We start from the raw sequence: 25,181 nt of genomic DNA, 5'->3' as shown, positions 1-25,181 counted from the left end.
ACCAGACGACTCATCATGCGCCGAAGGAGAAGTGCTGTGGCGATCGCGATGGCGGGGACTATGGGTCGACTGCTCGGCGGATGGGCCGTTCTTGGAGCGGACGACGGGACTCGAACCCGCGACCCTCACCTTGGCAAGGTGATGCTCTACCAACTGAGCCACGTCCGCGTGGCGATCGATCCTATCAGGACCGATCTGCCGATCTCCTCCTCGAGCCTCGCTCACCTGCCGGCCGGCGGGGCGCACGAGCGGGCCGGTTGACGGCAGCCATGGCCCGGTCGGCTGGCTTCTTGAGCTCCTCCAGTGCGTCGACGATGTGCCGCGAAATTGCGTCGACGCCAGGAACGGCCTCCCTGCCGGCGACCAGACCGAAGTACATCGAGCCCATGTAGCTCATCACCGTGATGTTGAGCCCGACGCCCTCGGCTACCGGTCCCATCGGGTAGATCGCCACCATGCGGGCCCCCACCGAGTACAGGGGCACGTTTGGACCGGGCACGTTGGAGATCACGACGTTGAACAGCGGCCGGACCCGATCGAAGACCCGCATGTTCGAGACGAGTCGCGCCGCCCGGGCGGCCACCGCCGGAGCGGCGAACTCGGCCCAGTTGGTGAGTGTGTCGGCTCCAATTGCCTTCTCCTGCTCCTTGGCCATGCTGACCCCGCTGCTGATGGCGTGCAGGCGCTCCACGGGATCGTCGACGTCGCTCGCCAGCGACACCAGCATGGCCGTGACCTGGTTGCCCAGCGAGGCCCCTTCGTCCTTGGTACGCACGGAGATCGGCACCATGCCCACGAGCGACGACTCGGGTTCCTCTCCCCGCTCGGACAGGTAGCGCCGCAGGGCGCCGGAGCAGACCGCGAGCACCACATCGTTCACGCTCCCGCCGAGCGCGTTCTTCACCATTTTGACGTCGTCAAGGGACACCTCGGCGAACGCGAACCGTCGATGGGGTGTGATGGACGTGTTCAAGGACGTCCGGGGAGCACTGAAGGGCGCCGGTGGGGGCGCGGCACCGGGCAGGCGGTTCCGCCGGCGCAGGTTGAGAGCGGTCGTGATCGTCCGGCGGAGGGCCTTGGTCGCGGCCAACGGCTGACGAGACAGCGAGAAGAGCGCCCAGCCCACCAGCTCGAAGTCGGTGGGGATCTTGTCGGGATGCCACGGGGGGTCAGGAGGCGGTACGACCACGGGCTCGGGCTGCAGATCGAGCAGGTTGACCGTCAGCTCCTCGCCCGAAACGCCGTCGATGGCGGCGTGGTGGGTCTTCGTCACGACCGAGACCAAGCCGCCCTCGAGTCCTTCGACCACGTACATCTCCCACAGCGGCCTGCTCCGGTGAAGTGGTCTGCTGAGAAAGTCGGCGGCGAAGTCGGCGAGCTCCCGGTGGCCGCCCGGAGACGGCAGGCACGCCCGGCGCAGGTGGTAGTCGAGGTCGAAGTCAGGGTCCTCGATCCACAGCGGATGGTGAAGGGCGAACGGCACCTGCACCAGTCGGCGCCGGAACGGCGGCACCAGGGGCAGCCGGTTCTCCACCATGGCCCGGACCCTGTCGAACGAGTACCCGCCCGGCACGTCGGCCGGATCGAAGACGCACGTCGACGCCACATGCATGTGCATGTGAGGTGTCTCCATGTACAAGAAGGTGGCATCGAGGCCGCTGAGGCGCTGCATACCAATCAACCTCCCCCGAACTGGCTCGCAGTTCTCCGATGCTACTTGAGCAGGCGGGAGAGCCGGCGATCGGCAAGCGGTCGGCCGCCCGTCTGGCACGTCGGGCAGTACTGCAGCGACTTCGTCGCGAAAGCCACCTGCCGGACGCGGTCGCCACAGACCGGGCAGGGCTCGCCGGTACGCCCGTGGACCCGCATGCCCGCTCGCTTCTCGGCCTTGAGTCCCGCTGCCGGCAGGCCCTCCGATCGCTCGACCGCATCCGTCAGCACCTGGACCAACGCGTCGAACAGCCGCTGCAGCTCCGGTCGGGTGAGCTTGGCCGCCGGCTTGAACGGCGACAGCCGGGCCGCGTGCAGCACGTCGTCCGAATAGGCGTTGCCGATCCCGGCGATGGCCTCCTGGTCCGTGAGGGCTCCCTTGAGCGTCGTTCCTTTCGCCAGGGCCGTCTCGAGGGCGCCCACGTCGAAGGCGGGGTCGAGGGCCTCGGGGCCCAGCCGGGCCAGCGGCTCGACGTCCTCGAGGGACCGCACCACCCAGACGGCGAGCCGCTTCTCCGTGCCCGCCTCGGTCACCTCGAAGCCGGCGCCGGTGGCGAGGCGCGCCCGCAGGGCCAGCGGCCCCTTCCCGGGCTTGACCAACGACGTCGGCAGCTCGTCGCGCCATCGCACCCACCCACCCCGCGCCAGGTGCAGCACCAGCCAGAGCGGCTCAGAGGTGCCCGTCGATGCAGTCTCGAAGAGCAGGTACTTGCCACGTCGACCAACCCCCGCGACGTCCCGCCCGTGAAGGGCGTCGAGCGGTGGGTCGAAGGTCTTCAGGGCGGAGATGGCGCCCAGCTCCACCTTGGCGATCGTCTGGCCCTTGAGTCGGCCGTCGAGGAACTGAACAAGGGCCTCCACCTCGGGAAGCTCGGGCACGGTGCGCTCCTCGGACCCTCAGCGGCCCGTGTGGCCGAAGCCACCGGTGCCACGCTGGCTCTGCGGCAGCTGCTCAACCGGACGGAACCCCGCCGCCTCGACCCGCTGGATCACCAGCTGGGCGATGCGGTCGCCACGGTGCACGCGGTAGACGGTGCTGGGATCGGTGTTGACGAGCAGGACCCGGATCTCGTCTCGGTAGCCGGCATCGATGAGGCCCGGTGTGTTGAGGCAGGTCACCCCGTGGGCGAGAGCCAGCCCGCTGCGGGGCTGGACGAACCCTGCAAAGCCGTCGGGAATGGCCAGGGCCACGCCGGTCGGCACGAGAGCGCGACCGCCACCGGACTGCAGCGTGGCATCCTCCCGCGCCACCAGGTCGGCGCCGGCGTCGCCGGTGCGGGCGTAGGTGGGAAGGGGCAGCTCAGGGTCGAGCCGCCTGACGGCCACGTCGATCACGCCCCGACCATACCGTCGTCCACTCCGGCCACCGCCGGCGACCGGCAGCCAGCTCCCGGTCCGCCGGACTCTCGGGGCCGGCCTCCCGCCGCGGCGTCAGGCGCTCTTGGTCGCTGGGCGGCGATCCCCGTTCGCCCGGCGCTGACGCGGCGCGGCCTGATCGTCGGTGTCATCGGACACCCGCGGCACGCGCTGCGTTCGACTATCCCCACCGACCTCACGGGTCTCGTCGGCGGCATGGTCGCGCTCGACGCGCGCCGTCTCCCTGGTCGCGTCCACCGGTTCGGAATCACCACCGGGGGGAAGCGCCCCACCCGGGCCGCGAGGGCCGTTGCCGCCGCCGATCACGCCCTCGAGCAGCTCGCGCAGGCGGGCCAGCTCGCCGAGCGTCGCCCGGCGCTGGTCCTCGAGGCGATCCAGCTCCTCGCGGGCATCCGAGAGCTGGACCTGGGCCTCGTCCCAGACCGCCTTGGCCCGCTCCTCGGCTGACTCCTCGGCCTCCTTGATGAAATGCTCGACCTGGTGGCGGGCGCGCTCCACCTCCTCGCCGGCCCCCTCGCGCTGGCTGCGGGCGTCCTCGGCGATCTCGGCCGCCTGCCCCTCAGCCGCGGCCACGAGCTCGTCGGAGGCGTGACGGGCCTTCTCCCGCTCCTCCTCGGCCTCGGACACGATGTTGCTTCGCAGCTCCTGGGCCGCTTCCCAGGCGTCTCGAAGGATCTGCTCGGCCCGCTCGCCCAGCGACCGGACCGAGGGCGGCAGGGTGTCGCCCGAGCGCTCCTCGAGATCGGCAACCTTGGACTCCAGGCTGTGGACACGGCGGGCCGCGGCGGCCAGGCGGGCCTCCCCCGCCTCGATGTGCGACTGGGCGTCACCAGCCCATCGCTCGTATTCCGCCAGGTAGGCATCGACCTGATCCCGGTCGTAACCCCGCATCACAATGGCGAACCGGGGTCGCTCGGCAGCATGCTCGGTCATCGGCTCTCGGTCGTCCTCTCCTGTTGTCGAATCGCTGTCAGCCTGTGCTCTTGGGCCGGCCTCGACGCCGGCTCCCGCGATCGCCCCAAGTCACACCACGCTACCCGTGGCATGCCCCAGCAAACCGCGAGTCTGGATCCTCGACCTACGATGCGGCCGTGTTGGTGTGGATGGACCTGGAGATGACGGGACTCGATCCCACCCGCCACGTCATTGTAGAGATCGCCAGTCTAATCACCGACGACCAGCTGACGGTAGTCGAGGAGGGACCGGACCTGGTCATCTCGGCGCCACGGGAGGCACTCATGGCGATGGTGGAGCCCGTCCGGAGCATGCACGAGCGCAGCGGCCTGCGGGCCGAGATCGAGGCCTCCTCGGTCACCCTGGAGGAGGCCGGAGCCCGGACACTCGACTTCGTCCGCCGCCATGTGCCCGAGCCCGGCACGGCTCCCTTGTGCGGCAACTCGATCGGCACCGACCGGAGGTTCCTGGCCGCGTACCTCCCGGCAGTCGAAAACCACCTCCACTACCGCTCCATCGACGTGTCCACGGTGAAGGAGCTGTGCCGGCGGTGGTACCCCGAGGCCTTCGCCGCCGCCCCGGAGAAGGCCTCGGGGCACCGGGCGCTCGAGGACATCAGAGAGAGCGTGGCCGAGCTGGCGTACTACCGCTCGGCCATTTTTCGCCCCGTCTGAGGGCGCGAATCTCTTGACCGGCCAGTCAAGCTGGCGCCGTCGAGCAACTAGGGTGTCGGTGATGGAGCGAGCCCCCAAGCAGGAGCAGGAGCCGGCCGCAGAGACGGTCAGCGAGGTGGGGCCGAACGTGCTCCGGATGCAGCTTCCCATCCGCATGCCGGGGCTCGGCCACGTCAACTGCTATGCGCTCCTCGACGAGGACGGCGCGGCGATCGTGGATCCGGGTGTGCCAGGACCCTCGTCCTGGCGGGCGCTCACCCACCGGCTCCGGGGGGCCGGGCTGCGGATCAGGGACGTGCACACGGTGATCGTCACCCACTCCCATCCCGACCACTTCGGGGGAGCGGGCCGGCTCGCCCAGGAGGCGCAGGCGGAGCTGGTGTCGCACGCCAGCTTCCGCACCTGGTCGACCGGGTCCGACTCGGAGCCGTGCACCAACGACAGCCCGGGTGGCCGTGGCGACGAGACCGGCGGAGACGGCGACGAGAAAAGCCCGGAGAGCTCGGGACCCAACCCCTGGGGTGAGCCCGTGCCGTGGGGCGGCAGGAAGTTCAAGCCGCCGTGGCGTCAGCGCCTGGCGTTCCGGATCATGCGCACCCGCCTGGTCCCCGGCTTCGTGTCGCCCCGGCCCACGCGGCGGGTCCGCGACGGTGACGTCCTTCGGCTCGCCGGCCGGGAGTGGGTGGCCGTGCACTCGCCCGGTCACACCCTCGACCACATCTGCCTGTACGACCCCGAGCGAAATGTCCTGTTGTCCGGCGACCACGTGCTGCCCACCATCACGCCGCACGTGGCAGGCATCGGGTCCGGCCGTGACCCGCTGGCCGACTTCGTCGCCTCCCTCGACAAGGTCGCCGCCCTGGGCGAGGTCACCGACGTGCTCCCCGCCCACGGCCATCCCTTCGGCGATCTGACCGGCAGGATCGCGGCGATCAAGGCCCACCACGTGGAGCGCCTCGACCGTGTCCGCGCCATCGCCGCCGCCCTCGGGCCGGCGACGGTGAGCGACTTCTCCCACGAGCTGTTCCGCCGTGATCGTTGGGGCCACATGGCCGAGAGCGAGACCTACGCCCACCTCGAGCACCTCCGGCTGGCAGGCGAGGCCCACCGCTACGAGGGCAGCGACGGGCTGGTGTACGTGATCGAATCAGAGGCACACTCGAGCACGCCGGCCTGAGGAACAGGGGCGGGCACCGTCGGAAGGAGCACCATGGACCACCGCACGCTCGGCGGCACGGGCATCAAGGTCAGCCCCCTCTGCCTCGGGGCCATGATGCTCGGGGCATGGGGAAACCCCGACCACGACGAGTCGGTCCGGATAATCCACGCCGGGCTCGACGCCGGCATCAACTTCGTCGACACCGCCGACATCTACTCCAACGGGGAGTCCGAGCAGATCGTCGGCAAGGCCCTCGCCGGACGACGCGACAACGTCGTGTTGGCCACCAAGTTCCACGCTCCGATGGGTGAGGACGTCAATCAGCGGGGGAACTCCCGGCGCTGGATCGTGCAGGAGTGCGAGAACAGCCTCCGTCGCCTGGGCACCGATTGGATCGACCTGTACCAGGCCCACCGCCCCGACCCGTCGTGTGACGTCGACGAGACGCTTTCGGCCCTCTCGGACCTCGTCCATTCCGGCAAGGTGCGGGCCATCGGCAGCTCGACCTTCCCGGCCGAGGAGATCGTCGAGGCCCAATGGGTCGCCGAGCGGCGGGGCAGGGAGCGGATCCGCTGCGAGCAGCCGCCGTACTCGATCCTGGCCCGCGGCATCGAGGGCGGGGTACTACCGACCTGTCAGCGGTACGGCATGGGAGTCATCGCGTGGAGCCCGCTCAACGGCGGGTGGCTCGCGGGCCGCTACCGCCGCGGTGAAGCGGCACCGCGGGACTCCCGGGCAGCACGGATGGGCGGCCGTTTCGATCCGAGCCGTCCCGAGAACGACCGCAAGCACGACGTCGTGGAGGAGCTGGCCAAGGTGGCGGCCGAGGCCGGGTGCTCGCTCGTGCACCTGGCACTGGCTTTCGTGCTCGTGCACCCCGCGGTCACGTCGGCGATCGTCGGGCCCCGCACGATGGAGCACCTCGAGGGCCAGCTGGGCGCCACCGATGTGGTCCTGAGCGACGACGTGCTCGACCGGATCGACGAGCTCGTGGCTCCCGGGACGAACATCGAGCCCGGCGACGCCGGTTACACGCCTCCCGCCCTCGAGTCCGCGTGGCGACGTCGCCGCGCCCAGCGCAGCTGAGGAGCGCCGTGAGCACGCGCCCGCCGACCACGGACATCACCATCCCTGCGCCCGGCGGGCGCTCGCTGCGGGGAGCCCTGGCGCTGCCTGACGGCGACGGGCCCCATCCCGGCATGGTGGTCCTGCACGAGGCGTTCGGCCTCAACAACGACATCAGGCGACACGCGGCGCGCTTCGCCACCGAAGGCTACGTAGCCCTGGCGCCCGACCTGTACTCGAGCGGCGGCAACCGCGCGCTGTGCATGGTCCGGGTGATGCGCGACCTGGCCACCCGGACCCAGGGCGGCGCCTTCGCCGACATCGAGGCGACCCGACGGGCGCTCGCCGACCGAGCGGACACCGATGGTGACCGCGTGGGCGTGGTCGGCTTCTGCATGGGGGGCGGTTTCGCGCTCGCGTTCGGCGCGCGGGGCAGGGTGGGCGCAGCCGGCGTGAACTACGGCATCGTGCCCAAGGACCGAACCCAGCTCGAGGGCGTGTGCCCCGTTGTGGCCAGCTACGGCGCCCTCGATCGAACGCTGCGTTCAGCCCCCGGTCGCCTCGAAGAGCACCTGCGGGCCCTCGGAGTCCCGCACGACATCAAGGTGTACGAGGGCGTCGGGCACTCGTTTCTCTCCTCTGAAGGCAGGCCGGAGTGGATGGGCCGAATTCCGGGGCCGGATCCCATGCACCTGGGCTACGACGAGAAGGCGGCCGAGGACGCCTGGCGCAGGATGCTCGCCTTCTTCGCCGAGCACCTGCGTGCCCCCGCTATGAAGGCAGGTTCCTGATGACCGATCCGCGTCCGCAGAACGCGCAGCTCTCGTTGGCCGACGCCACGGCCACTCTCACGGCTCCCGGGCAGATGTTCGAGATCGGCGAGGAAGTGATCCGCGGAGTGCCGACCAGGGTGTGGAAGCTGGCCCCGCCGACCTTGCGGGCTGTCCTGGAGCTGTCACGGGGCCACGGTGACGCGAGCTATCTCGTCTACGAGGACGAGCGGAGCACCTACGAAGAGCACTTCCGTGCCGCGGCCACCCTCACCCGGAGGCTGACCGACGACTACGGCTTGCAGAAGGGCGACCGCGTGGCCATCGCCATGCGCAACTTCCCCGAATGGGTCATGTCCTTCTGGGCGGCCGCCTCCGCCGGCGCCGTCGTCGTGCCGCTCAACGCCTGGTGGACCGGGCCGGAGCTGACGTTCGCCCTCAACGACTGCGGGGCCAGGCTGCTGTTCGCGGACGCCGAGCGGGTCGAACGACTGGCGCCACACCTTGGCGATCTCGGATTGGACCGGGTGATCGTCGCCCGGGCGGACGACGCCGTTTCGCCGGCGCACGACCGCTTCGAGGAGGTGCTCGGTATCCCGGCTGCCGACGCCGCGCTTCCCGAAGTCGACCTCGGCCCGGAGGACGACGCCACGATCTTCTACACCTCGGGCACGACCGGCAGGCCCAAGGGGGCGGTCGGTACCCACCGCAACATCTGTACCAACCTCATGAGCCTCTTCTTCGTGGCCATGCAGGGCGGCCTGCGGGCGACGGGCGGCCCGGCCGGCGGCGGCGACCGCGGCGACAGCGGCGGCCAGAACGCCAACCTGCTCAGCGTGCCCCTGTTCCACGCCACGGGCTGCCACTCCGTACTCGTCGCCAACACTGCCTCGGGGGGCAAGTTGGTCATCATGCGCCGCTGGGACCCCGAGCGGGCCCTCGAGCTCATCGAACGCGAGCGGATCACGAACTTCGGCGGGGTGCCGGCGATGGTGTGGCAGGTCCTGGACTCGCCGGACTTCTCCCGCCGCGACACCTCGAGCGTCACCAGCATCGGCTACGGCGGTGCGCCCGCCCCGCCCGAGCTGGTCCGGCGGATCAAGGCCCACTTCCCGACCGGCCACCCCTCCAACGGCTACGGCCTGACCGAGACATCCTCGCTCACGACCATGAACAGCGGATCCGACTACGAGCGCAAGCCCGACAGCGTGGGCCCGCCCGTCCCGGTGGTCGACCTGAAGGTCGTCGACGAGGACGGTGCCGAGCTCCCGACCGGCGAGGCTGGCGAGCTCTGGGTCAAGGGCCCCAACGTGGTGCGCGGGTACTGGGACAACCCGGAGGCGACGGCCGCCACCTTCACCGAGGGATGGCTGCACACCGGCGACGTGGCCGAGATCGACGACGAGGGGTTCGTCCACATCGTCGACCGGGCCAAGGACATGGTCATCCGAGGCGGCGAGAACGTCTACTCGGTCGAGGTCGAGGCCGTGCTCTTCGAGCACCCGGGGGTCACCGACGCTGCCGTCATCGGCATTCCCCACCCGGTGCTCGGCGAGGAGGTGGGCGCGGTGGTGCAGCTCCGACCCGGTGTCGACATCGGGGCAGAGGAGCTGCGCGCCCACGTGGCGGCCCGGCTGGCCGCCTTCAAGGTGCCGGCTCGGATATGGCTGCGTGACGAGCCGCTCCCCCGCAACCCTGCGGGCAAGGTGCTCAAACGGGAGCTGCGGGAGGAGCTCGTCGACCCGGCGTCGGCGGAGACCTGAACGGGCCGCCCGTGCCGAGCGCTGCTACTTGCCGCTGGGCTGGGGCACGATCCGGATGTAGGGCTTCGGGGCCTTCCAGCCCTCCGGGAAGGCCTTCTTGGCGTCCTCGTCGGAGACCGCCCCTCCGATGATCACGTCCTCGCCCTGCTTCCAGTTCGCCGGGGTCGCCACCTTGTGCTTGGCCGTGAGCTGGAGCGAGTCGACCACCCGCAGGACCTCGTCGAAGTTGCGGCCGGTGGACATGGGATAGACGAGGATGAGCTTGATCTTCTTGTCCGGGCCGATCACATAGACGTTGCGGACGGTCTGGTTGTCCACCGGCGTGCGCTTTCCGCCGCTCGCGTCGGCCGGCAGCATCCCGTAGAGCTTGGAGATCGAGAGGTCGCTGTCGCCGATGACGGGGTAGTTGGGCGCCGTGCCCTGGGTCTCCTTGATGTCGCTCGCCCACTTCTTGTGGTCGGAGACTGGGTCGGCGGACAGACCGATGAGCTTCACGCCCCGGCGGTCGAACTCGGGCTTGATGTTGGCCAAGTAGCCGAGCTCGGTGGTGCACACCGGGGTGAAGTCCTTGGGATGCGAGAACAGGATGGCCCAGCTGTCGCCGAGCCAGTCGTGGAACTTGATCTCGCCCTCGGTGGTGTCAGCGACGAAATCGGGAGCGGTATCCCCAAGCTGAACGGCCATAGTCGACCTCCCTGTCGATCACGAATTGGCGTCGATCACGATTGTCGTCGATCACGATGTCGTCGAATGTGCAGGAGACCTTACCTGCTCAGCCCACGAAAGTCGACCGGTCGGGTCATCTTTCGCGCCCCGGCGGCGCCGACCACCGGGCGTCGGCACCACACCGCCGTTGCTCTGGATGTGAGCCCGCCCTCGTACGATGTCGGTGGATGAAGATCCTCTCCCTTCTGCCCTCGGCGACAGAGATCGTCTACGCCCTGGGACTGGAGGACCAGCTCGTCGGGGTGACCTGCGAGTGCGACTTCCCGCCCCAGGCGGCAGCGAAGCCCGTCATGTCACGGACCGTGCTGCCGCTCGACAACGCCACGCCGCCCGCCGAGATCGACCGGCTGGTCGGCGAGCAGGTGGACCAGGGTGCGCCGCTGTACTCGATCGACGCCGAGGCCGTCGGCAGGGCCCAGCCGGACCTGATCCTGGCCCAGGATCTCTGTCGGGTCTGCGCCGTGCCCTCCGGTCAGGTGGAGGACGCCCTGGCGACCATGGGATGCCACGCCGAAGTCATCTCTCTCGATCCCTCGACCCTCGACGACATCCTCGACGGCATCGGCGAGGTTGGTCGGCGGGCGGGCCGGGACGCGCAGGCCGGCGAGCTCGTCGCCGGGCTGCGGGCGCGGGTCGCCGGGGTCGAGGCCGCCACCCGAGGGCTTCCCCGACCGGCCACCCTCACCCTCGAGTGGCTGGACCCGCCGTTCGCCGGGGGCCACTGGGTCCCCGAGATGGTCGAACGGGCCGGAGGTCGGGTGCTGGCCGCCGAGGCCGGCCAGCCGTCCCGCCGGGTGACCTGGGACGAGGTGAGCGCCGCTCGACCCGAGGTGATCGTGTTCATCCCCTGCGGCTACGGGCTGGACCAGGCCCTCTCGCAGGCCCGGGAGCTCCTCACCCGGCCCGAGGTCGCCGCCAGCCCGGCGGGGCGCGCCGGTCGGGTGCTGGCCGCCGACGCCTCCTCGTATTTCTCGCGTCCGGGACCCCGGGTCGTCAGCGGGCTCGAGTCTCTGGCGTGGGCACTGCACCCTGATGCGCTTCCACCTCCGCCGCCGGGGACAATCGCCTTGGTCGGAGGTTGAGTCGCCACGCCAGCCCGGCCACGACCAGGATCGCCGCCAGTGACCAGCCGAGCATGACCGTGGTGGCGCCGACGAACTTGAGCCCGCTGAGGAACAGGACCACGGCCAGCACCGGCCGGATGAGGCGGTCGGGGGCCCGGCTCGAGAACCGGGCCCCGACGTAGACACCGGGCAGGCTGCCGAGGATCAGTGAGGCGGTGAGCCCCAGCTTGACGTCGCCGAAGATCAGATGGCCGAGGGCCGCCGAGGCGACGAGGGGAATGGCCTGCACCAGGTCCGTCCCCACGAGGACCGAGAGCGACAGCGCCGGATACAGGATGAGGAGCAGGACGATCATCAGCGAGCCGGACCCCACCGACGTCATCCCGACCATCAGTCCGCCGAGGACACCGATCGCCAAGGTCGCCAGGGGTCGGACGGCGACTCGAGGGGCGCGGCGGGCCGTCTCGTGGTGACCTGCCGTGCTGCCTGACAGCCGGGGGCGCAGGCGCGGGAGCACCTCCTTGGCCACGATGGCCGCCGTGGCAACGAGCAGGGCGGTGCCGAGCAGCACTGTCAGCGCGTCCTGAACGCCGCTGGCGCTGCCGAGGGCCTTGACGACGAGCACACCGGCGAAGGCGGAAGGGACCGATCCCGCGGCCAGCCAGCGAACGAGGCTGGTGTCGACGGTGCCACGACGCAGATGGACGAGGCCGCCCACCGGCTTCATGACGGCGGCGGATACCAGGTCGCTGGAGATGGCGGCGAGGGGCTGGATGCCGAAGAGCAGCACCAGGATGGGGGTCATGAGGGCGCCACCGCCCATGCCGGTGGTACCGACGAGGACCCCGACGACCAAGCTGGCGACGACAACCAGAGGATCGATGTGCACGCTGCCCCCAGTGCCCGAGGGTGCCGTCGCAGGTGGCGCTGCGCGACCCCCGAGGCCCTAAGTTGACCTTGCCGATCAGGTTAGTAGAGAACCCGGGCAAGCGGGCGCGCCGTACCGGCCGCCGGTCGCCAGCCCGTCGGCCGGGGTCGCGACCCGTCGAGCTCAGTGGGAGACCCAGGCCTCCGGGTCAGCCGCGAGATCTCGCACCGTCTTGGGCAGGGCTCCCTCGGTCACGTCGGCGACGGTGACCTCCTCCAGCACGGCCCGGAGGTTGGCCCGCACGGCGATCCACACCTCGCTGAGGGACGTGGCCGGGCCGGCATAGTGCAGCTCCTCCGGGCGGGTGTCCCCAACCTGAGCGAGCGGACCTTCGACGGCGCGGATGATGTCGGCGAGCGGCAGGGCGTCGGGCGGACGGGCCAGCCGATAGCCGCCCTCCGACCCTCGGTGGCTGTCCACGATGCCGGCCCGCTTCAGGTCCTGGAGGATGTTGAGGAGGAAGCGCAACGGGATCCCCTGCGCGGCGGCCAGCTGCTCGCCCTTGGCCGGCCTGCTGTCGTCGAGGGACCCCAGCTCGACGACGGCCCTGATCGCGTAGTCAGCCTTCGCCGAGATGCGCACAGAGCCATTCTGACCGCCTCGGGGCGACCCCGCAGTGACAGGACGCCGGCGCCCAGGTGGCGAACTAGTTCCTAGTCACACACGGCCGGGACAGGCACCCTCGGAGACGAGGTGTCGACCCGGGCCACGCACCAGGAAGGATGAGCATGCCTGCTGTGCACAGCGCTCACGTCCATCTCAGCGTCACCGCCGACGAGCCCGCACCGGTGACAGTCGCCGCCCATGACTTTCACAATGGCGGCCGGATCCCCACCGGCGACGTGCTGCTGGTCATGCACGAGCGCCTCGGCCTCGGTGTCACCTTGAGTGGCACCCCTGACGACCTCGTCGCCTACCTCGAGTCGGGTATCGCCGCCATCCGGGCCACCCAGATGCACCTGGCCCCGGTGGCCTGATCGGTGGCCTGAGCCACCCCCCGATCCGGGCCGGAGCCGGCCGGGCGACGGTCCCGACGCCAGGCACCACAATGGTGCGCCATGACCGTCAGCCTCACCACTGACGGGCCGGTCGCAGTCGTCACCATCGACCGGCCCGAGGTCCGCAACGCTGTCGACGGCCCCACCGCTGTCGCCCTGGCCGATGCCTTCGCCGGCTTCGACGCCGACCCTCGTCTGGCCGTCGCCGTCCTGACCGGCGCGGGCGGCACCTTCTGCGCGGGGGCCGACCTCAAGGCCCTGGCCTCGGGAGAGCCCCGGCCCGTATCGGTCTCTCCCGAGGGCAACGGGCCCATGGGTCCCACCCGGATGCAGCTCTCGAAGCCGGTGGTGGCGGCCGTCGAGGGGCACGCCGTCGCCGGTGGGCTCGAGTTGGCCCTGTGGTGCGACCTGCGGGTCGCCGCCCGGGACGCGGTCTTCGGCGTGTACTGCCGCCGGTTCGGCGTTCCCCTGATCGACCTGGGTACCGTGCGCCTGCCCCGCCTCATCGGTCACAGCCGGGCCATGGATCTCATCCTGACCGGTCGCGGCGTCGGTGGCGAGGAGGCCCTCCAGATGGGCCTTGCCAACCGCCTCAGCGAACCCGGACGGGCCATCGCCGCAGCGACGGAGCTGGCCCACCAGCTGGCTGGGCTGCCGCAGCGGTGCCTGCGGAGCGACCGCCGGTCCGCCTACGAGCAGTGGGGGATGAGCGAGCACGAGGCAATGGTCAACGAGGTCCGTCTCGGACTGGCCACGATCGAGTCGGGCGAGACACTCAGCGGCGCTCAGCGTTTCGCAGCTGGCCAGGGGAGGCACGGCTCGGCCTGACCGCCGCTGGTTCAGGTGTGACCTTGGTCACGCGGCTGCCGCGATCGGGCCTGAGAGTTGCCGTTCCGTGCGCGGGGCCGCATAAAGTGAGCGAACCTACCAAGCGGCCGCGTGCCTCAGCTGGGCGAAGCGAGGAGCGGCTCGAGCCGGACAGGTGTCCTTTGTCCTCGTTGAGGGTATCGGTCGCGGCCGGGAGCGCTGTAGCCCTTCTCCGTCGCTGAGCTCGCGCCCACTCCCAGCCGTCGGGTCGGTCCGTCCGATCTGACCTGACGACCACCCGACCACCTCCCGATGACAAGGAGGCGCCACCAAAAAGAGCATCCAACAGGGTCACGTCCGTCCGCACCTCGTACGGACCTGCGTAGTCGTCCCGAGCCGGCCAACAGAGCACCGGCTCGCGAGTCGCATGCGAAAGTGACGGGCTGCCCGCATTCCTAGGCCACACCTGAAGCCCTCCGGGCTTTCCGTGACTTCAAGGAGGCGCAAGATGCGCAAGCAGCAGCCATCCGCATCTCTCTCGCTCCCAATGCTCGTGGCGAGCTCCGTGCTCGTCCTCTCCGCCGTCGGCGTCCAGCTGTCCCAGTCCGCTGGGTCGACGACGCCCAGCAAGACCAACCGAAAGAGCACCGCCAGCGCCAAGGCCATGTCCTCGGTCCCGTCCGATTACACCGAGGCGATGTCGACCCTCACGGACGACGAGCCTGCACCCCCCCTGCCGACGCCTCCACCTCCACCTCCCCCGCCGCCCCCTGCCCCGGTACGGTCCACCCCGCCAACGCGACCACCACCTCCACCGAAGCCCCAGGCGGTGGCCACCGCCGATGCGTCGTCACTCGCCGGGGGCGTGTGGGCGCAGCTCCGACAGTGCGAGTCAGGCGGCAACTACCAGGACAACACCGGTAACGGCTTCTACGGGGCCTACCAGTTCGACCAGGGCACCTGGTCGAGCCTCGGGTACCCCGGCCGGCCCGATCAGGCTCCTCCGGCCATGCAGGACCAGGCGGCCAAGCAGCTGCAGGCCCAGCGCGGCTGGGAACCGTGGCCTTCGTGCAGTGCCAAGCTCGGTTTGCGCTGACACCGAAGTGCGCATCTCACCCGGGTGACGGCGGTCGTGGGCTAGCCGGCCAGCTGCTCACGACCGCCCCCGGTGTCAGCCTTGTCGTCGGCGTCGTCGCCAGCCAGCTCGGCCAGCCGACACAGCGCGTTGGCCAGGCGCATCTCCCGAGGCGTCCGGCACCGCACGCGTAGGAGGTCGGGACAACACACCAGCACGACCAGGGCCCGCGCCCTCGACACCGCCACGTTGAGGCGGTTGAGGCTGTAGAGGAACTCGACGGAGCGGGGCAGGTCCGCCGTCGACGAGGTGGCCATGGAGAAGATCACCACGGCGGCCTCCTGGCCCTGGAATCGGTCGACGGTCCCTACACGGGCGCCGGACGGCAATGCAGTCGTGAGCCGCGCCACCTGGGCGTTGTACGGCGAGACAACGAGGATGTCGCCGAGACCCACCCGCCGCCGCCGACCGTCGCGATCGGTCCATTGTCGACCCACGAGCGCCTCGACCCCCGCCACGACCTCGCGCACCTCCTCGGCGGAGCTCGTCCGGTTCCCCTCGTGGTGCACCGGGCGCCACCGTACGCCGGCACCGCCGGCCCAGCCCCCCTCGTCGAGACGCTGGAGGTGACACGCCGGATCGGGCTCGAGTCGCCCCTCGTAGAAGGCGTCGGAGACGAAGTCGCACACGGCAGGGTGCAGCCGCCACGTGGTGGCGAGGAACAGACCCCGGTCGGCCGGGATGGTGGCGTGGTCACCGAGGAGGTGCTCGAGTGCCGACACGCCCGCACCCGGCGGGTGCGCCCCCTTCGACGGCTGGGCCAGCTGCTGCGGATCGCCGAGCAGCACGATGCTGTCCGCCCCAGCGCCCGCGGCGACGACGTTGGCGAGTGACATCTGCCCCGCCTCGTCGACGAACAACACATCCACCGCACCGGCAAGCTCCGGGCGGGCGAACAGCCACGGTGTACCGGCGACGACCTGCGCCTCCTGCGCGGCCAGCCGGGCGACGACGAGCTGGTTGTCGCCGACGACCTCGACCATCGGCGAGGTGGAGGCGCGATCCTCCTCGCCCTTCTGCACCACGGAGAGCCGCCGCCCAGCCTCGCGAGCGCACGAGCAGGCCGCATCCACGAGGTTGGTGATGGCCTTGTGGGTGGTGGCCGTGATGCCGACACGCCGGCCGGACCGCACCAGGTCCACGATCATGTGGGCGGCCGTGAAGGTCTTGCCCGAGCCCGGAGGCCCCTGAACGGGCAGGCACGTCCCGTCGAGGCGCGGGGTCAGTCGTCGGGCGGCATCGAGCGGCTGCTCGTCAGCAGCCTGCAGCGGCTGACCGAGCGGCAGCTCCCCGAGCCGGGGTGGCCGCCTCATGAGCAGGTCGCGCACGGCCCGGTACGGTCCGGGGCCATCGATGCCGTGGTCGGCCACCGAGCAGCCGACCCGGCCCAGGCCCTGGCGGAGCACGGTGGTGAGCCTCGGGGTGTCGGGGATGACCGAGGTCGGTTGGGGCACGCCAGACCCGCGGCCGCGGCGTAGATCCAGCACGCCGTCGACATCGTCCAGGGCGTGGACGGTCCCACACCGCGCCCCGGTGCGAGGATCGAGCACGCTGTCGCCAACCGACACCTTGTGCTCCTGGCCGGACCGAAACCGGTACCGGTGGACGAGCGAGCGCCCCACTCCGCCCACGACCCCGGCGTACTCGAGCTCGCCGATCGACTCCGGGTCGTCCACGAGCTCGTCGTCACTGAGCTCCAGGCGGCTGAAGTGCGCCCACCACTCGGGCTTGTCCTCCCGGCGATGCCAGTCGAGGAGCTGGGCCAACAGCCAGGTGGCGGCCTCAGGTGGCGTGCGGAGGTCGGGCTCGTCGGCGATGCCACCGGTGAGCCTCGCCACGAGCGCCTCGGTCTCCGCCTCGGCCGCCGCTTGCTCGGCACCCGGCTCACCCGAGCTCGGCTGCGGCCGGGGCAGCGGCTCGCCGTGCTGGCGCTCGGCCTCGGTCCGTCGGCACTCGAGCCAGTCGCGCAGCAGCCACGTCGACTCGCAATCGGCCCGGTTGTACTCGGCGATCTCGTCGAGCCGGATCTGCTCTGCGGTCTCCAGCCACCGCTCGTAGGCGACGATGCTCGAGCCGGCATCGGTGATGGCGCCGTCCCGAGCGGCCATGTACAGCGGCTCGAGCTTCTTGATCGAGTACGACTCCTGGGACACGACGACTCCCTGGCGCACGACCTGGTGCAGGTCGATGAACACCGTGCCGCGCAGCAGGCGGTCGACGGCCTGCTCGCGGGTGGCATGGACGCCCATGAGCCGCCGGAGGGCCGCCGGCTCGTAGGAGCCGTAGTGATAGACGTGCAGATCGGGCTGATCGTCCAGGCGAGCCATGACCAGGTCGACGAATCGCTCGAACGCCTCGCGCTCCTCTGACCGATCGTGAGCCCAGAAGGCGTGGTACATCGGCTGGCCTCCGGCGACCTCGACGACGCCGAACAGGTACTCCAGCCCATCCTCACCGGCGAAGGGGTCGCCCTCCATGTCGAAGAAGAGATCGGCCGGCGACGGGCTGGGCAGCGCGGCCAGTCCCAGTCCCGCCTCGACGGGCTCGATGAGCTCGTAGCGCACCTCACCAGTACGGCGCTGGTCGAGCTGGAGGCGGGCCTGGCCCCGCAGGCGCTCGAAGGCACGGGTCCCGACACCGGCCACGGCGGTGTCGGACGACGAGGCCAGGGTGGTCAGCGTCGGCAGGCCCGCCGTAACCAGGCGGCGAGCCTGGCTCCGCCGCATGCCGGCGACGAGCGACAGATGATCGTCCTGGCGCCGGCGGCCTTCGCAGACCTCGGACCATCGGCAGATGCCGCAGTGAGGAACGGGCTCCGGATACGTCTGCAGCCCCGGCCCCTCGACTGTCTCCTCGAAGCTGGCTTTGACCGCCCGGTGGTACGCGGCGTAGTCGCTCAGGCGATAGGCGCGCGAGATCTCGTCGCCACCCAGCACGTGGATGTGCTCGGGCGCCGTCCCCTGCACTCGCGCCACCTGCTCGGAGTAGGAGCACAGCTGGAGGATGGCGGCGGCCTTGACCCGGCGGGCCAGCTTCGTGTCGGTCACCTCGTAGCTCCAGGACCCGAGCCGACTCGGCCGCTCCACCCGGCCGAGGAAGTCGGCGTGGCCCCGCCAGTGTCCGTCGAAGAACGTGGCCTGGTAGACCACCTCGACGCCCGCGACCATGGCGGCGGCCGTGGCATCCGCGGCGGCGCGCAATCCCGCCAGCCCTGCCCTCCCGTCGCCCCGGTCGATCTCGACGATCTCCTTGCCCTCGGCGCGCAGCCGTTCCAGATGGCGACGCTCGTGGTCCTCCCCCCGCCGGGCGAGCACATCCAGCTCGGGGTCCTCCCGCGCCGGCCTGACGATCTCGCCCCAGGCTGCCGCCAGCTCCAGACGAGTCAGGTGGGGACAGGCCAGGTAAGCGCTCAGGTCGGTGGGGCTGAGTACGATCCGCCCGTCGATCACTTCCACCTGGCCAGTATGGCGAAGGGGTGTGACAGCCCAGCGGATCTGTGCTCGCGGGCGCCGGCGGGGCGAGCGGCTCGCCTAAGGTTTGGTCATGCGCCATGGTGTGATCATCGACGTCTCGAAGCCGATCGACGGAGTGGTAGAGCAGGTCTCGAAGCTGGCCGAGCAGGGTGTTGCCACCGCCTGGTGCTCACAGATCTTCGGCTACGACGCGCTCACGCTGCTCGCCGTGGTGGGTCGAGAGGTGCCGGGCATCGAGCTGGGTACCGCGGTCGTCCCCACCTACCCCCGGCATCCCGTCATGCTGGCCGCCCAGGCGCTCACCACCCAGGCGGCGACGGGCGGACGGCTGGTGCTCGGCATCGGCCTGTCGCACCAGATCGTCATCGAGGGCATGTTCGGCTACTCGTTCGACCGTCCGGCCCGGCACATGCGCGAGTACCTGTCGGCCTTGATGCCGCTGCTCGACGGTCAAGCGGTGTCGCACCAGGGCGAGACGGTGAGCGCCAACACCATGGCCCCGCTCGACGTCGTGGTCGACGAGCCGCCGCCGGTGCTCCTGGCCGCGCTCGGCCCTACCATGCTCAAGCTGGCCGGCCAGCGCACCGCCGGCACGGTGACCTGGATGACCGGCCCGGCCACGATCGCGTCGCACATCGTGCCGTCGATCACCAAAGCCGCCGAGGACGCAGGAAAACCACCCCCGCGCGTCGCCGTCGGCCTCCCGGTGGCGGTCACGACGGACGTCGAGCGGGCGCGGGAGACCGCCGACCGGACCTTCGCCATCTACGGACAGCTCCCTTCGTACCGGGCCATGCTCGACCGCGAGGGCGCCGAGGGGCCCGCCCACGTCGCCATCGTCGGAGACGAGGAATCAGTGGCCAGCCAGATCCAGGCCGTCGCTGACGCGGGGGCGACCGACTTCAGCGCAGCACCCTTCGGCTCGGCGGACGAGATCAGCCATACCGTCGGCCTGATCGCCACCCTGGCCAAGGGCTGACGACCCTCCTGGCCCGCCGGGGCAGCGGCGCCACGGTCCCGCCCCGCGCCGGGCCTGAGCGCCAGCTGGCAATGGGGATACCGGTCACCCGGGCCGAATCGGCGCGCAGTCTGTACTATGCGTACGAAAGGCCAATGGGGCCAAGGGGAGGAGAGACGAATTATGGCTGACCCGTCTCAGGGCGCCGCGGCAGCGCAGCCCTGGCAGCAGCAGGGGGTTGCAGGTCAAGCGACCGGCGTTGTGGGGAGAACGACCTCGCCGGGCACGCAGATCCTGCTGACGATCGTCACGATCGGTATCTGGTCCTACGTGTGGGTCTACCGCCAGCACGAGGACATCAAGCTGTACACCGGGGAAGGCGTCGGTGGGGGTCTCGGGACGGTGATCTACTTCTTCCTGAGCCCGGTGACGTACTTCCTGATCGCCAACGAGATCGAGACCAAGCTCTACCAGCGCGATGGCGTCGAGTCACCCGTTCGCACCATTCAGGGACTGTGGTTCCTCCTGCCCCTCGTGGGTAGCCTCATCTGGTACATCAAGATGCAGCGCGCGCTCAACGACTACTGGGTCAGCAAGGGCGCCGAGGCACCCGCCTGATTCAGACGACGTCGCTCCCCAACGGGAGCGGAGAACATGAAGAGGCCGGCTCCACCCGATGCGGTGGAGCCGGCCTTTTCACTATGAGGCGTGATTACTGATGCAGCGCCTGGGCCGCCTGGGCGAGCGAGTCCTCCCACGCCCAGTTGATCTCGAAGTGCTCGTTGGGCTCCTTCATGATGTTGTACGTCCACCACAGGTTGTAGATGCCGAGGGTGACGATGGAAACGATGATGCGACCCACATAGTTGTGCGGGCCCTTGAGGCGAGCCGGATCGGGCTGGGGCACGGGCTGACCGAGGCGTGAGTAGATGATGGAAAGCTCGGCCTCGACCCCGCCCTCGGCGCTGTCGTGGCTGATCAGGTTCCCGTCGAGACCGCAGTACACGATGAAGTAGACGACGATGCCGCCGATGTAGGTGAGCCAATACGCAGCGATGAGGATCACCAGCCACATCGTGGGGTCACGGAGCTGGGTGCCCAGGCGACGCAAGTTCTCCAGGCCGGCGCTCGCCCGCTCGAAGTTCGGGCGCAGCTCCTCCTGTAGACCGCGCTGACCCGCGACCTCCCAGGCGTAGGCGTTGGCCGCGTCCAGCAGATCCAGGCGACGAGCATTGTGGTCCCGCATACGCCGAATGAGCTGGTAGAACATATAGAGATAGAAGATCCCGAGGGTCAGTATTCCCCAACCCAGGGCTGACCAGAACTTGGCGATGTAATCGGTGTCATTGCGCCGCTGGTAGGCCATACGCAGCTTCTCCAGCGGCGGCGCCGCGGGGGCCCCAAATCCCCCTCCCGGCGGCGGCGCCGTGGGCGTTTGCGACGTACTCCATGTGTCGGTGCCGCTATCGCTGGACGTCGAGGCTTGGTGCTGCCAATCAGGGCCGGACGAACCGGCCGACGGTGCGTCGCTCATTGCAATCTCCTCCGCCGTGGAATTGGCCAAAATGGTACCAGCGCGAACCGTACCGGGCTCAGACCGATTGCGCCTTCCGCTACTGCAATGCCTGCGCCGCCTGGGCCAGCGAGTCCTCCCAGGCCCAGTTGATCTCGAAGTGCCGATTCGGCTCGTTCATCATGTTGTACGTCCACCAGAAGGCATAGATCCCCACGGTGACGACGCTCACGATGACGCGTGCGACGTTGTTGTGCTTGCCCTTGATCCGAGCGGGATCGGGCTGGGGGACAGGGTGGCCAAGCCGGGAGAAGACCGTCGCCAACTCGGATTCTGTCCCGCCCTCGGCGGTGTCGTGCTTGACGAGATCAGCGTCAAGGAAGACGTAGGCGATGATCTCGACGACGCCCAGCCTTCCGCCGACGATCGACAACAGGAGCCAGATGCTCGGTTCCCGGAAGTCGGTTGTCATGCGACGCAGACCTTCGAGATACGTGGCGGCCCGCTCGAAGTTGGGGCGCAGCTCATCCTGGAGGCCCTGGCGACCCGCGACTTCCCAGGCGAAGTCCCTCGCCGCGTCGAGCAGCTCCAAGCGGCGGATGTTGTGGTCCCGCATGCGCCGCATGAGCTGGTAGAAGACGTAGAAATAGAAGATCCCCAAGGTCAGGATCGTCCACCCCAGCGCCGTCCAGAAGTTGAAGATGTAGTCGCTCTCGTGGCGGCGCTGGTACGCCTGACGAAGCCGGTCGATGGGGAGGACGGCTGGCGGCCCCGCGGGCCCGACTCCCCACGAGGAGCCGCCCGGAGTTGCCGGAACCGTCATGCCGATCGAGGCTAGCGGTCCGAGCGACCCCCGGCTGTCATTCCCAACCGGTCGACGAGCGATCCCTTGGACAGGACCGGTCCGGCGAGACGGACTACTGGGACGCCTGGGCCAGAGCGTCCTCCCAGACCCAGTTGGTCTCGAAGTGCTCGTTGGGCTCCTGCAGCATGTTGTACCACCACCAGAACCCGTAGATCCCGAAGGTGACGATCAACACGATGACGCGGGCGACGTAGTTGTGCTTGCCCTTGATCCGGGCGGGGTCGGGCTGTGGAATCGGGCGCCCGAGGCGGGCGTAGATGGTCGCCAGCTCCGACTCCACGCCGCCTTCGGCAGTGTCGTGTTTGACCAGGTCGCCGTCGAGCAGGACGAAGCCGATGATCCCCGCTATGCCGGTCAACCAGATCAACAGCAGCCAGATAAGAGGATCGCGGAAATCCGTGGTCATCTGGCGCATCACTTCCTCGTGCGACGCGGCCCGCTCGAAGTTCGGACGCAGCTCGTCCTGGAGGCCCTGCTGGCCCGCCAGCTGCCAGGCATACGTCCTCGCCGCCTCCAGCAGCTCCAGGCGACGGATGTTGTGGTCCCGCATGCGCCGGAAGAGCTGGTAGTACACGTAGTAACTGAAGATCCCGAGCGTCAGTACCGTCCAACCCAGCGCCGTCCAGAAGTTGAAGATGTAGTCGGTCTCGTTGCGCCGTTGGTAAGCGAGGCGCAGCTGATCGATCGGCTGGGCAGTTGGCGGCCCCACTCCCCCACTGGCCGGAGTGACGCCTCCCGATGGCGGAGGGAAGCTACTCATAACGGTGGAGGGTACAGGGTGGCAAGTCACGACGCGTGGAGGATCGCGGTGCCCAATCACGGGCTTGCTGGTTCGTCCTCGTAGTGGTCGAGGAGCGCTGGCACAGGGACGACGATCACACCCTCCTCGGGTCGGCCCACGGCACTGGCGACGCCCTCGAGCGCGCGGCCACCGGTGAGGGCAGCGAGCATGGCGTCCACCTGATGGACCGTGGCCCGATCGTCCACCCACACGCCGTTGTCGGCGAGGACCTCGGCCCGCCAGGCCCGCTTGCGACGAGATGTCCGCAACGTCCCAGCCGCGGGGCGGGCCCCCCGCAGGGTCACGGCCGAGCCGTGGGGATAGACCTCGATGGCCCGACCGTGCACCGCCGAGGCATCGAGGCCCACCGCGAACCCCGCCCTCGCCGCCGTGGCGAACACGCCGAATCCGGCGCGCATCCAGTCGAAGAAGGCGTTGCCTTCGGCCCGCTCGGCGCACGGGCAGGGAAAGATCCGGATGCCCCGGCGATGGAGCGAGCGCTCGGCGGCGCGGGAGGTGCCGCTGGGTGCGAAGGAAGGCGGAGAGTCGATGGCCACGACTTCGGGACGCCAGACGTCGATGAGCTCATCGAGCCGGCTGGGGTCGGAGAAGCGCACCGGGGCGTGGGCGACGGCGCGACCATCCAGGAGCACGGCGTCGTGGTGATGCTGGCCGACATCGATGCCCAGCGATCGCACACCGGGGAGGTTAGGGCGACGTCAAACCCGACTGCTCACGAGCAGCCGCTGGTGGTGCCGCAGGTGGAGCACACGTAGCACGAGCCGGCCCTCTGCATCGCGTTCCCGCACTGGTAGCAGTAGGGGGCGTCCTTGGCTTCGGGCCAGGCGGCGGTGGTCCCAGCGGGCCCCCTGAGCGCCGAGGGAACCTCGACCACCCCGGTGCTCGGCGTCGAGTCCTCCTCGACGCCCGGCAGGGTGGGCTGGATCCGCTCGTTGGTCGTCTGGATCCCGAGCTCGATCCGCTCCTCCGCCGGCAGGTAGTCCACTGCCAGGCGCCGGAAGATGTAATCGGCCAGGCTGCTCGCGATGCGCAGCTCGGAGTCGTCGGTCATGCCCGCGGGCTCGAAGCGCATGTTGGTGTACTTGCGCACGTAGGTGGCGAGCGGCACCCCGTGCTGCAGGCCGAGGCTGACGGAGATGGAGAAGGCGTCCATGATGCCGGCGAGGGTGGACCCCTGCTTGGACACCTTCATGAAGACCTCGCCCGGCCTCCCGTCCTCGTACTCACCGACGGTCACGTAGCCCTCGCAGTCGGCGACCCGGAACGCGAAGGTGCTCGACCGTCGCCTTCGTGGAAGCCGCTCCCGGATCGGCTGCTTGACGACCACGGTCGTCTGATGCTGCAGGGCCTGCTCCAGCTCGCTGACCTTGACCGCGAGCTCCTGGTCGTGGGCCATGGCCGGTGAGACGGCCGCGCTGGCCATCTTGGTGGTGGCAAGGGGCTGCGCCACCTTGCAGTTGTCACGGTAGATGGCGACGGCCTTGATCCCGAGGTTCCAGGCGTCGATGTGGAGCTGCTCGATGTCCTCGACGGTCGCCTCTTCGGGCATGTTGACCGTCTTGCTGATGGCACCCGAGATGAACGGCTGGACGGCCGCCATCATGCGAACGTGGCCCGTGTAGTGGATGGTGTTGTCCCCCATCGAACAGGCGAAGACCGGCAGGTCCGATGCGGCCAGATGGGGCGCACCGACGATCGACTTGTGCTGATCGACATAGGCCACGATGTCGGCGACCTGCTCGTTCGTGTAACCGAGGCGGGTCAGAGCCCGCGGCACCGTCTGGTTGACGATGGACATCGTCCCCCCGCCGACCAGCTTCTTGGTCTTCACCAGGCCCAAGTCGGGTTCGACACCGGTCGTGTCGCAGTCCAGCAGCAGGGCGATGGTCCCCGTCGGAGCGATGACGCTGGCCTGCGAGTTGCGCACACCGAACTCGTCGGCGAGCTCGACCGCCGAGTCCCAGGCCGCCTGCGCCCCCGAGAGCAGGTCGGGCGGGACCAGCTCCTCGTCGATGCGAGCGACCTCCTCCCGATGCATCCGCAGCACCCCGCGCATGGCGTCAGCGTTGGAGTGGTACCCGGCGAAGGGGCCCATGCGAGCGGCGGTGTGCGCCGACGTGACGTACGACTGCCCGGTGAGCAGGGCCGTCAGGGTCCCCGCCCACGCCCGGCCCTCGTCGGAGTCGTAGGGCAGTCCCTGCGCCATGAGCAGCGCGCCCAGGTTCGCGTAGCCGATCCCGAGCTGACGGAACCGGCGGGAGGTCTCGGCGATCTTGTCCGTGGGGTAGTCGGCGTTGCCGACGAGGATCTCCTGGGCGGTGAACAGCACCGTGGCGGCGGCCTTGAACCCCTCGACGTCGAAGTCCCCGTTGTCGTCGAGGAACTTCAGCAGGTTGAGGCTCGCCAGGTTGCACGCCGAGTTGTCGAGGTGCATGTACTC

Annotated in this window: 24 protein-coding genes and 1 tRNA gene; 11 read left to right on the top strand and 14 right to left on the bottom strand. The window is 69.7% G+C overall.

The genetic code is table 11. The annotated features are described in order from the left end of the window. Window positions 1-92: 92 nt before the first annotated feature. From VGF64_15085 to VGF64_15065, 5 genes are all read right to left on the bottom strand, one after another. Window positions 93-168: transfer RNA gene (locus VGF64_15085), tRNA-Gly, on the bottom strand. Window positions 169-184: 16 nt separating this feature from the next. Then, window positions 185-1,672: a wax ester/triacylglycerol synthase family O-acyltransferase gene (locus tag VGF64_15080; protein ID HEY1636086.1), complete on the bottom strand. Its 1,488-nt coding sequence runs from the start codon at window positions 1,670-1,672 to the stop codon at window positions 185-187. Window positions 1,673-1,713: 41 nt separating this feature from the next. Further along, the gene (locus VGF64_15075; GenBank protein ID HEY1636085.1) at window positions 1,714-2,589 is read right to left on the bottom strand and encodes a DNA-formamidopyrimidine glycosylase family protein; all 876 of its coding nucleotides are present in this window, start codon (window positions 2,587-2,589) and stop codon (window positions 1,714-1,716) included. A gap of 18 nt (window positions 2,590-2,607) precedes the next feature. After that, the gene (dut, locus tag VGF64_15070) at window positions 2,608-3,045 is read right to left on the bottom strand and encodes a dUTP diphosphatase (GenBank protein HEY1636084.1); all 438 of its coding nucleotides are present in this window, start codon (window positions 3,043-3,045) and stop codon (window positions 2,608-2,610) included. A 96-nt stretch (window positions 3,046-3,141) separates the two neighbouring features. Then, window positions 3,142-4,020 carry a DivIVA domain-containing protein gene (locus tag VGF64_15065; GenBank protein ID HEY1636083.1) on the bottom strand — a complete coding sequence of 293 codons (879 nt, stop codon included), beginning with the start codon at window positions 4,018-4,020 and terminating at the stop codon, window positions 3,142-3,144. Window positions 4,021-4,178: 158 nt separating this feature from the next. Here VGF64_15065 and orn point away from each other — a divergent pair, with 158 nt between their 5' ends. From orn to VGF64_15040, 5 genes are all read left to right on the top strand, one after another. Continuing rightward, window positions 4,179-4,715 (top strand): oligoribonuclease, encoded by a 537-nt coding sequence (gene orn, locus VGF64_15060; GenBank protein ID HEY1636082.1) that lies wholly within the window; start codon window positions 4,179-4,181, stop codon window positions 4,713-4,715. A 61-nt stretch (window positions 4,716-4,776) separates the two neighbouring features. Further along, window positions 4,777-5,892: an MBL fold metallo-hydrolase gene (locus VGF64_15055; GenBank protein HEY1636081.1), complete on the top strand. Its 1,116-nt coding sequence runs from the start codon at window positions 4,777-4,779 to the stop codon at window positions 5,890-5,892. 33 nt (window positions 5,893-5,925) lie between these two features. Then, window positions 5,926-6,960: an aldo/keto reductase gene (locus tag VGF64_15050; GenBank protein HEY1636080.1), complete on the top strand. Its 1,035-nt coding sequence runs from the start codon at window positions 5,926-5,928 to the stop codon at window positions 6,958-6,960. A gap of 8 nt (window positions 6,961-6,968) precedes the next feature. Beyond that, a complete protein-coding gene (locus VGF64_15045) occupies window positions 6,969-7,730 on the top strand; it encodes a dienelactone hydrolase family protein (GenBank protein ID HEY1636079.1) in 762 nt (253 codons plus the stop codon). Continuing rightward, window positions 7,730-9,472: a class I adenylate-forming enzyme family protein gene (locus tag VGF64_15040; GenBank protein ID HEY1636078.1), complete on the top strand. Its 1,743-nt coding sequence runs from the start codon at window positions 7,730-7,732 to the stop codon at window positions 9,470-9,472. The genes VGF64_15045 and VGF64_15040 overlap by 1 nt, the downstream gene beginning before the upstream one ends. A 24-nt stretch (window positions 9,473-9,496) precedes the next feature. Here the strand turns inward: VGF64_15040 and VGF64_15035 are convergent, their stop codons facing one another. After that, entirely contained in the window at window positions 9,497-10,156 is a 660-nt protein-coding gene (locus VGF64_15035) for a peroxiredoxin (protein HEY1636077.1), read from the bottom strand. Window positions 10,157-10,365: 209 nt separating this feature from the next. Between VGF64_15035 and VGF64_15030 the strand changes: the two genes are divergently transcribed. Next, a complete protein-coding gene (locus VGF64_15030) occupies window positions 10,366-11,280 on the top strand; it encodes a cobalamin-binding protein (GenBank protein ID HEY1636076.1) in 915 nt (304 codons plus the stop codon). Here the strand turns inward: VGF64_15030 and VGF64_15025 are convergent. Then, entirely contained in the window at window positions 11,192-12,151 is a 960-nt protein-coding gene (locus VGF64_15025) for a sulfite exporter TauE/SafE family protein (protein HEY1636075.1), read from the bottom strand. The two genes, VGF64_15030 and VGF64_15025, sit on opposite strands and share 89 nt — an antisense overlap. A gap of 162 nt (window positions 12,152-12,313) precedes the next feature. Then, window positions 12,314-12,772: an Rrf2 family transcriptional regulator gene (locus VGF64_15020; GenBank protein HEY1636074.1), complete on the bottom strand. Its 459-nt coding sequence runs from the start codon at window positions 12,770-12,772 to the stop codon at window positions 12,314-12,316. A gap of 146 nt (window positions 12,773-12,918) precedes the next feature. On the opposite strand from VGF64_15020, the gene VGF64_15015 reads away from it, so the two are divergent. The 3 genes from VGF64_15015 (at window position 12,919) to VGF64_15005 (ending at window position 15,091) form a co-directional block, all read left to right on the top strand. Further along, window positions 12,919-13,167, top strand: coding sequence for a hypothetical protein (locus VGF64_15015; GenBank protein ID HEY1636073.1), 249 nt, complete (start codon window positions 12,919-12,921; stop codon window positions 13,165-13,167). A gap of 81 nt (window positions 13,168-13,248) precedes the next feature. Next, window positions 13,249-14,016 (top strand): crotonase/enoyl-CoA hydratase family protein, encoded by a 768-nt coding sequence (locus VGF64_15010; GenBank protein HEY1636072.1) that lies wholly within the window; start codon window positions 13,249-13,251, stop codon window positions 14,014-14,016. Window positions 14,017-14,503: 487 nt separating this feature from the next. Beyond that, window positions 14,504-15,091: a transglycosylase family protein gene (locus VGF64_15005; GenBank protein ID HEY1636071.1), complete on the top strand. Its 588-nt coding sequence runs from the start codon at window positions 14,504-14,506 to the stop codon at window positions 15,089-15,091. A 41-nt stretch (window positions 15,092-15,132) separates the two neighbouring features. Here VGF64_15005 and VGF64_15000 read toward each other — a convergent pair whose 3' ends face one another. Further along, complete coding sequence (locus VGF64_15000; GenBank protein HEY1636070.1) at window positions 15,133-18,585, bottom strand: TM0106 family RecB-like putative nuclease; 3,453 nt, start codon at window positions 18,583-18,585, stop codon at window positions 15,133-15,135. Window positions 18,586-18,673: 88 nt separating this feature from the next. On the opposite strand from VGF64_15000, the gene VGF64_14995 reads away from it, so the two are divergent. Together VGF64_14995 and VGF64_14990 are read left to right on the top strand one after the other, a co-directional pair. Further along, entirely contained in the window at window positions 18,674-19,582 is a 909-nt protein-coding gene (locus VGF64_14995) for an LLM class F420-dependent oxidoreductase (protein ID HEY1636069.1), read from the top strand. A gap of 162 nt (window positions 19,583-19,744) precedes the next feature. Next, the gene (locus tag VGF64_14990; protein HEY1636068.1) at window positions 19,745-20,179 is read left to right on the top strand and encodes a DUF4234 domain-containing protein; all 435 of its coding nucleotides are present in this window, start codon (window positions 19,745-19,747) and stop codon (window positions 20,177-20,179) included. A gap of 94 nt (window positions 20,180-20,273) precedes the next feature. Here the strand turns inward: VGF64_14990 and VGF64_14985 are convergent, their stop codons facing one another. The 5 genes from VGF64_14985 to VGF64_14965 form a co-directional block, all read right to left on the bottom strand. Beyond that, complete coding sequence (locus tag VGF64_14985; protein ID HEY1636067.1) at window positions 20,274-20,927, bottom strand: DUF4234 domain-containing protein; 654 nt, start codon at window positions 20,925-20,927, stop codon at window positions 20,274-20,276. Between the two features lie 247 nt (window positions 20,928-21,174). Beyond that, window positions 21,175-21,897, bottom strand: a complete 723-nt coding sequence (locus VGF64_14980) for a hypothetical protein (GenBank protein ID HEY1636066.1) — start codon at window positions 21,895-21,897, stop codon at window positions 21,175-21,177. Between the two features lie 94 nt (window positions 21,898-21,991). Further along, the gene (locus VGF64_14975) at window positions 21,992-22,699 is read right to left on the bottom strand and encodes a DUF4234 domain-containing protein (protein HEY1636065.1); all 708 of its coding nucleotides are present in this window, start codon (window positions 22,697-22,699) and stop codon (window positions 21,992-21,994) included. A 56-nt stretch (window positions 22,700-22,755) separates the two neighbouring features. Next, window positions 22,756-23,418 carry a DUF429 domain-containing protein gene (locus VGF64_14970; protein ID HEY1636064.1) on the bottom strand — a complete coding sequence of 221 codons (663 nt, stop codon included), beginning with the start codon at window positions 23,416-23,418 and terminating at the stop codon, window positions 22,756-22,758. Between the two features lie 35 nt (window positions 23,419-23,453). Further along, the coding region (locus VGF64_14965; protein HEY1636063.1) for a ribonucleoside-diphosphate reductase at window positions 23,454-25,181 on the bottom strand (1,728 nt) is incomplete at its 5' end.

The organism is Acidimicrobiales bacterium, from assembly GCA_036491125.1.
Taxonomy (GTDB): domain Bacteria; phylum Actinomycetota; class Acidimicrobiia; order Acidimicrobiales; family AC-9; genus AC-9.
The sequence above is the reverse complement of the archived record's forward strand: the minus strand, read 5'-3'. Positions and strand labels throughout refer to the sequence as shown.

Excerpts from the sequence above, each read along its gene's own strand:
- VGF64_15080 (HEY1636086.1), bottom strand. The coding sequence starts at position 1,672 with ATGCAGCGCCTCAGCGGCCTCGATGCCACCTTCTTGTACATGGAGACA.
- VGF64_15065 (HEY1636083.1), bottom strand. The coding sequence starts at position 4,020 with ATGACCGAGCATGCTGCCGAGCGACCCCGGTTCGCCATTGTGATGCGG.
- VGF64_15055 (HEY1636081.1), top strand. The coding sequence starts at position 4,777 with ATGGAGCGAGCCCCCAAGCAGGAGCAGGAGCCGGCCGCAGAGACGGTC.
- VGF64_15050 (HEY1636080.1), top strand. The coding sequence starts at position 5,926 with ATGGACCACCGCACGCTCGGCGGCACGGGCATCAAGGTCAGCCCCCTC.
- VGF64_15040 (HEY1636078.1), top strand. The coding sequence starts at position 7,730 with ATGACCGATCCGCGTCCGCAGAACGCGCAGCTCTCGTTGGCCGACGCC.
- VGF64_15035 (HEY1636077.1), bottom strand. The coding sequence starts at position 10,156 with ATGGCCGTTCAGCTTGGGGATACCGCTCCCGATTTCGTCGCTGACACC.
- VGF64_15030 (HEY1636076.1), top strand. The coding sequence starts at position 10,366 with ATGAAGATCCTCTCCCTTCTGCCCTCGGCGACAGAGATCGTCTACGCC.
- VGF64_15015 (HEY1636073.1), top strand. The coding sequence starts at position 12,919 with ATGCCTGCTGTGCACAGCGCTCACGTCCATCTCAGCGTCACCGCCGAC.
- VGF64_15010 (HEY1636072.1), top strand. The coding sequence starts at position 13,249 with ATGACCGTCAGCCTCACCACTGACGGGCCGGTCGCAGTCGTCACCATC.
- VGF64_15005 (HEY1636071.1), top strand. The coding sequence starts at position 14,504 with ATGCGCAAGCAGCAGCCATCCGCATCTCTCTCGCTCCCAATGCTCGTG.
- VGF64_14995 (HEY1636069.1), top strand. The coding sequence starts at position 18,674 with ATGCGCCATGGTGTGATCATCGACGTCTCGAAGCCGATCGACGGAGTG.
- VGF64_14990 (HEY1636068.1), top strand. The coding sequence starts at position 19,745 with ATGGCTGACCCGTCTCAGGGCGCCGCGGCAGCGCAGCCCTGGCAGCAG.
- VGF64_14985 (HEY1636067.1), bottom strand. The coding sequence starts at position 20,927 with ATGGCCTACCAGCGGCGCAATGACACCGATTACATCGCCAAGTTCTGG.
- VGF64_14980 (HEY1636066.1), bottom strand. The coding sequence starts at position 21,897 with ATGACGGTTCCGGCAACTCCGGGCGGCTCCTCGTGGGGAGTCGGGCCC.
- VGF64_14975 (HEY1636065.1), bottom strand. The coding sequence starts at position 22,699 with ATGAGTAGCTTCCCTCCGCCATCGGGAGGCGTCACTCCGGCCAGTGGG.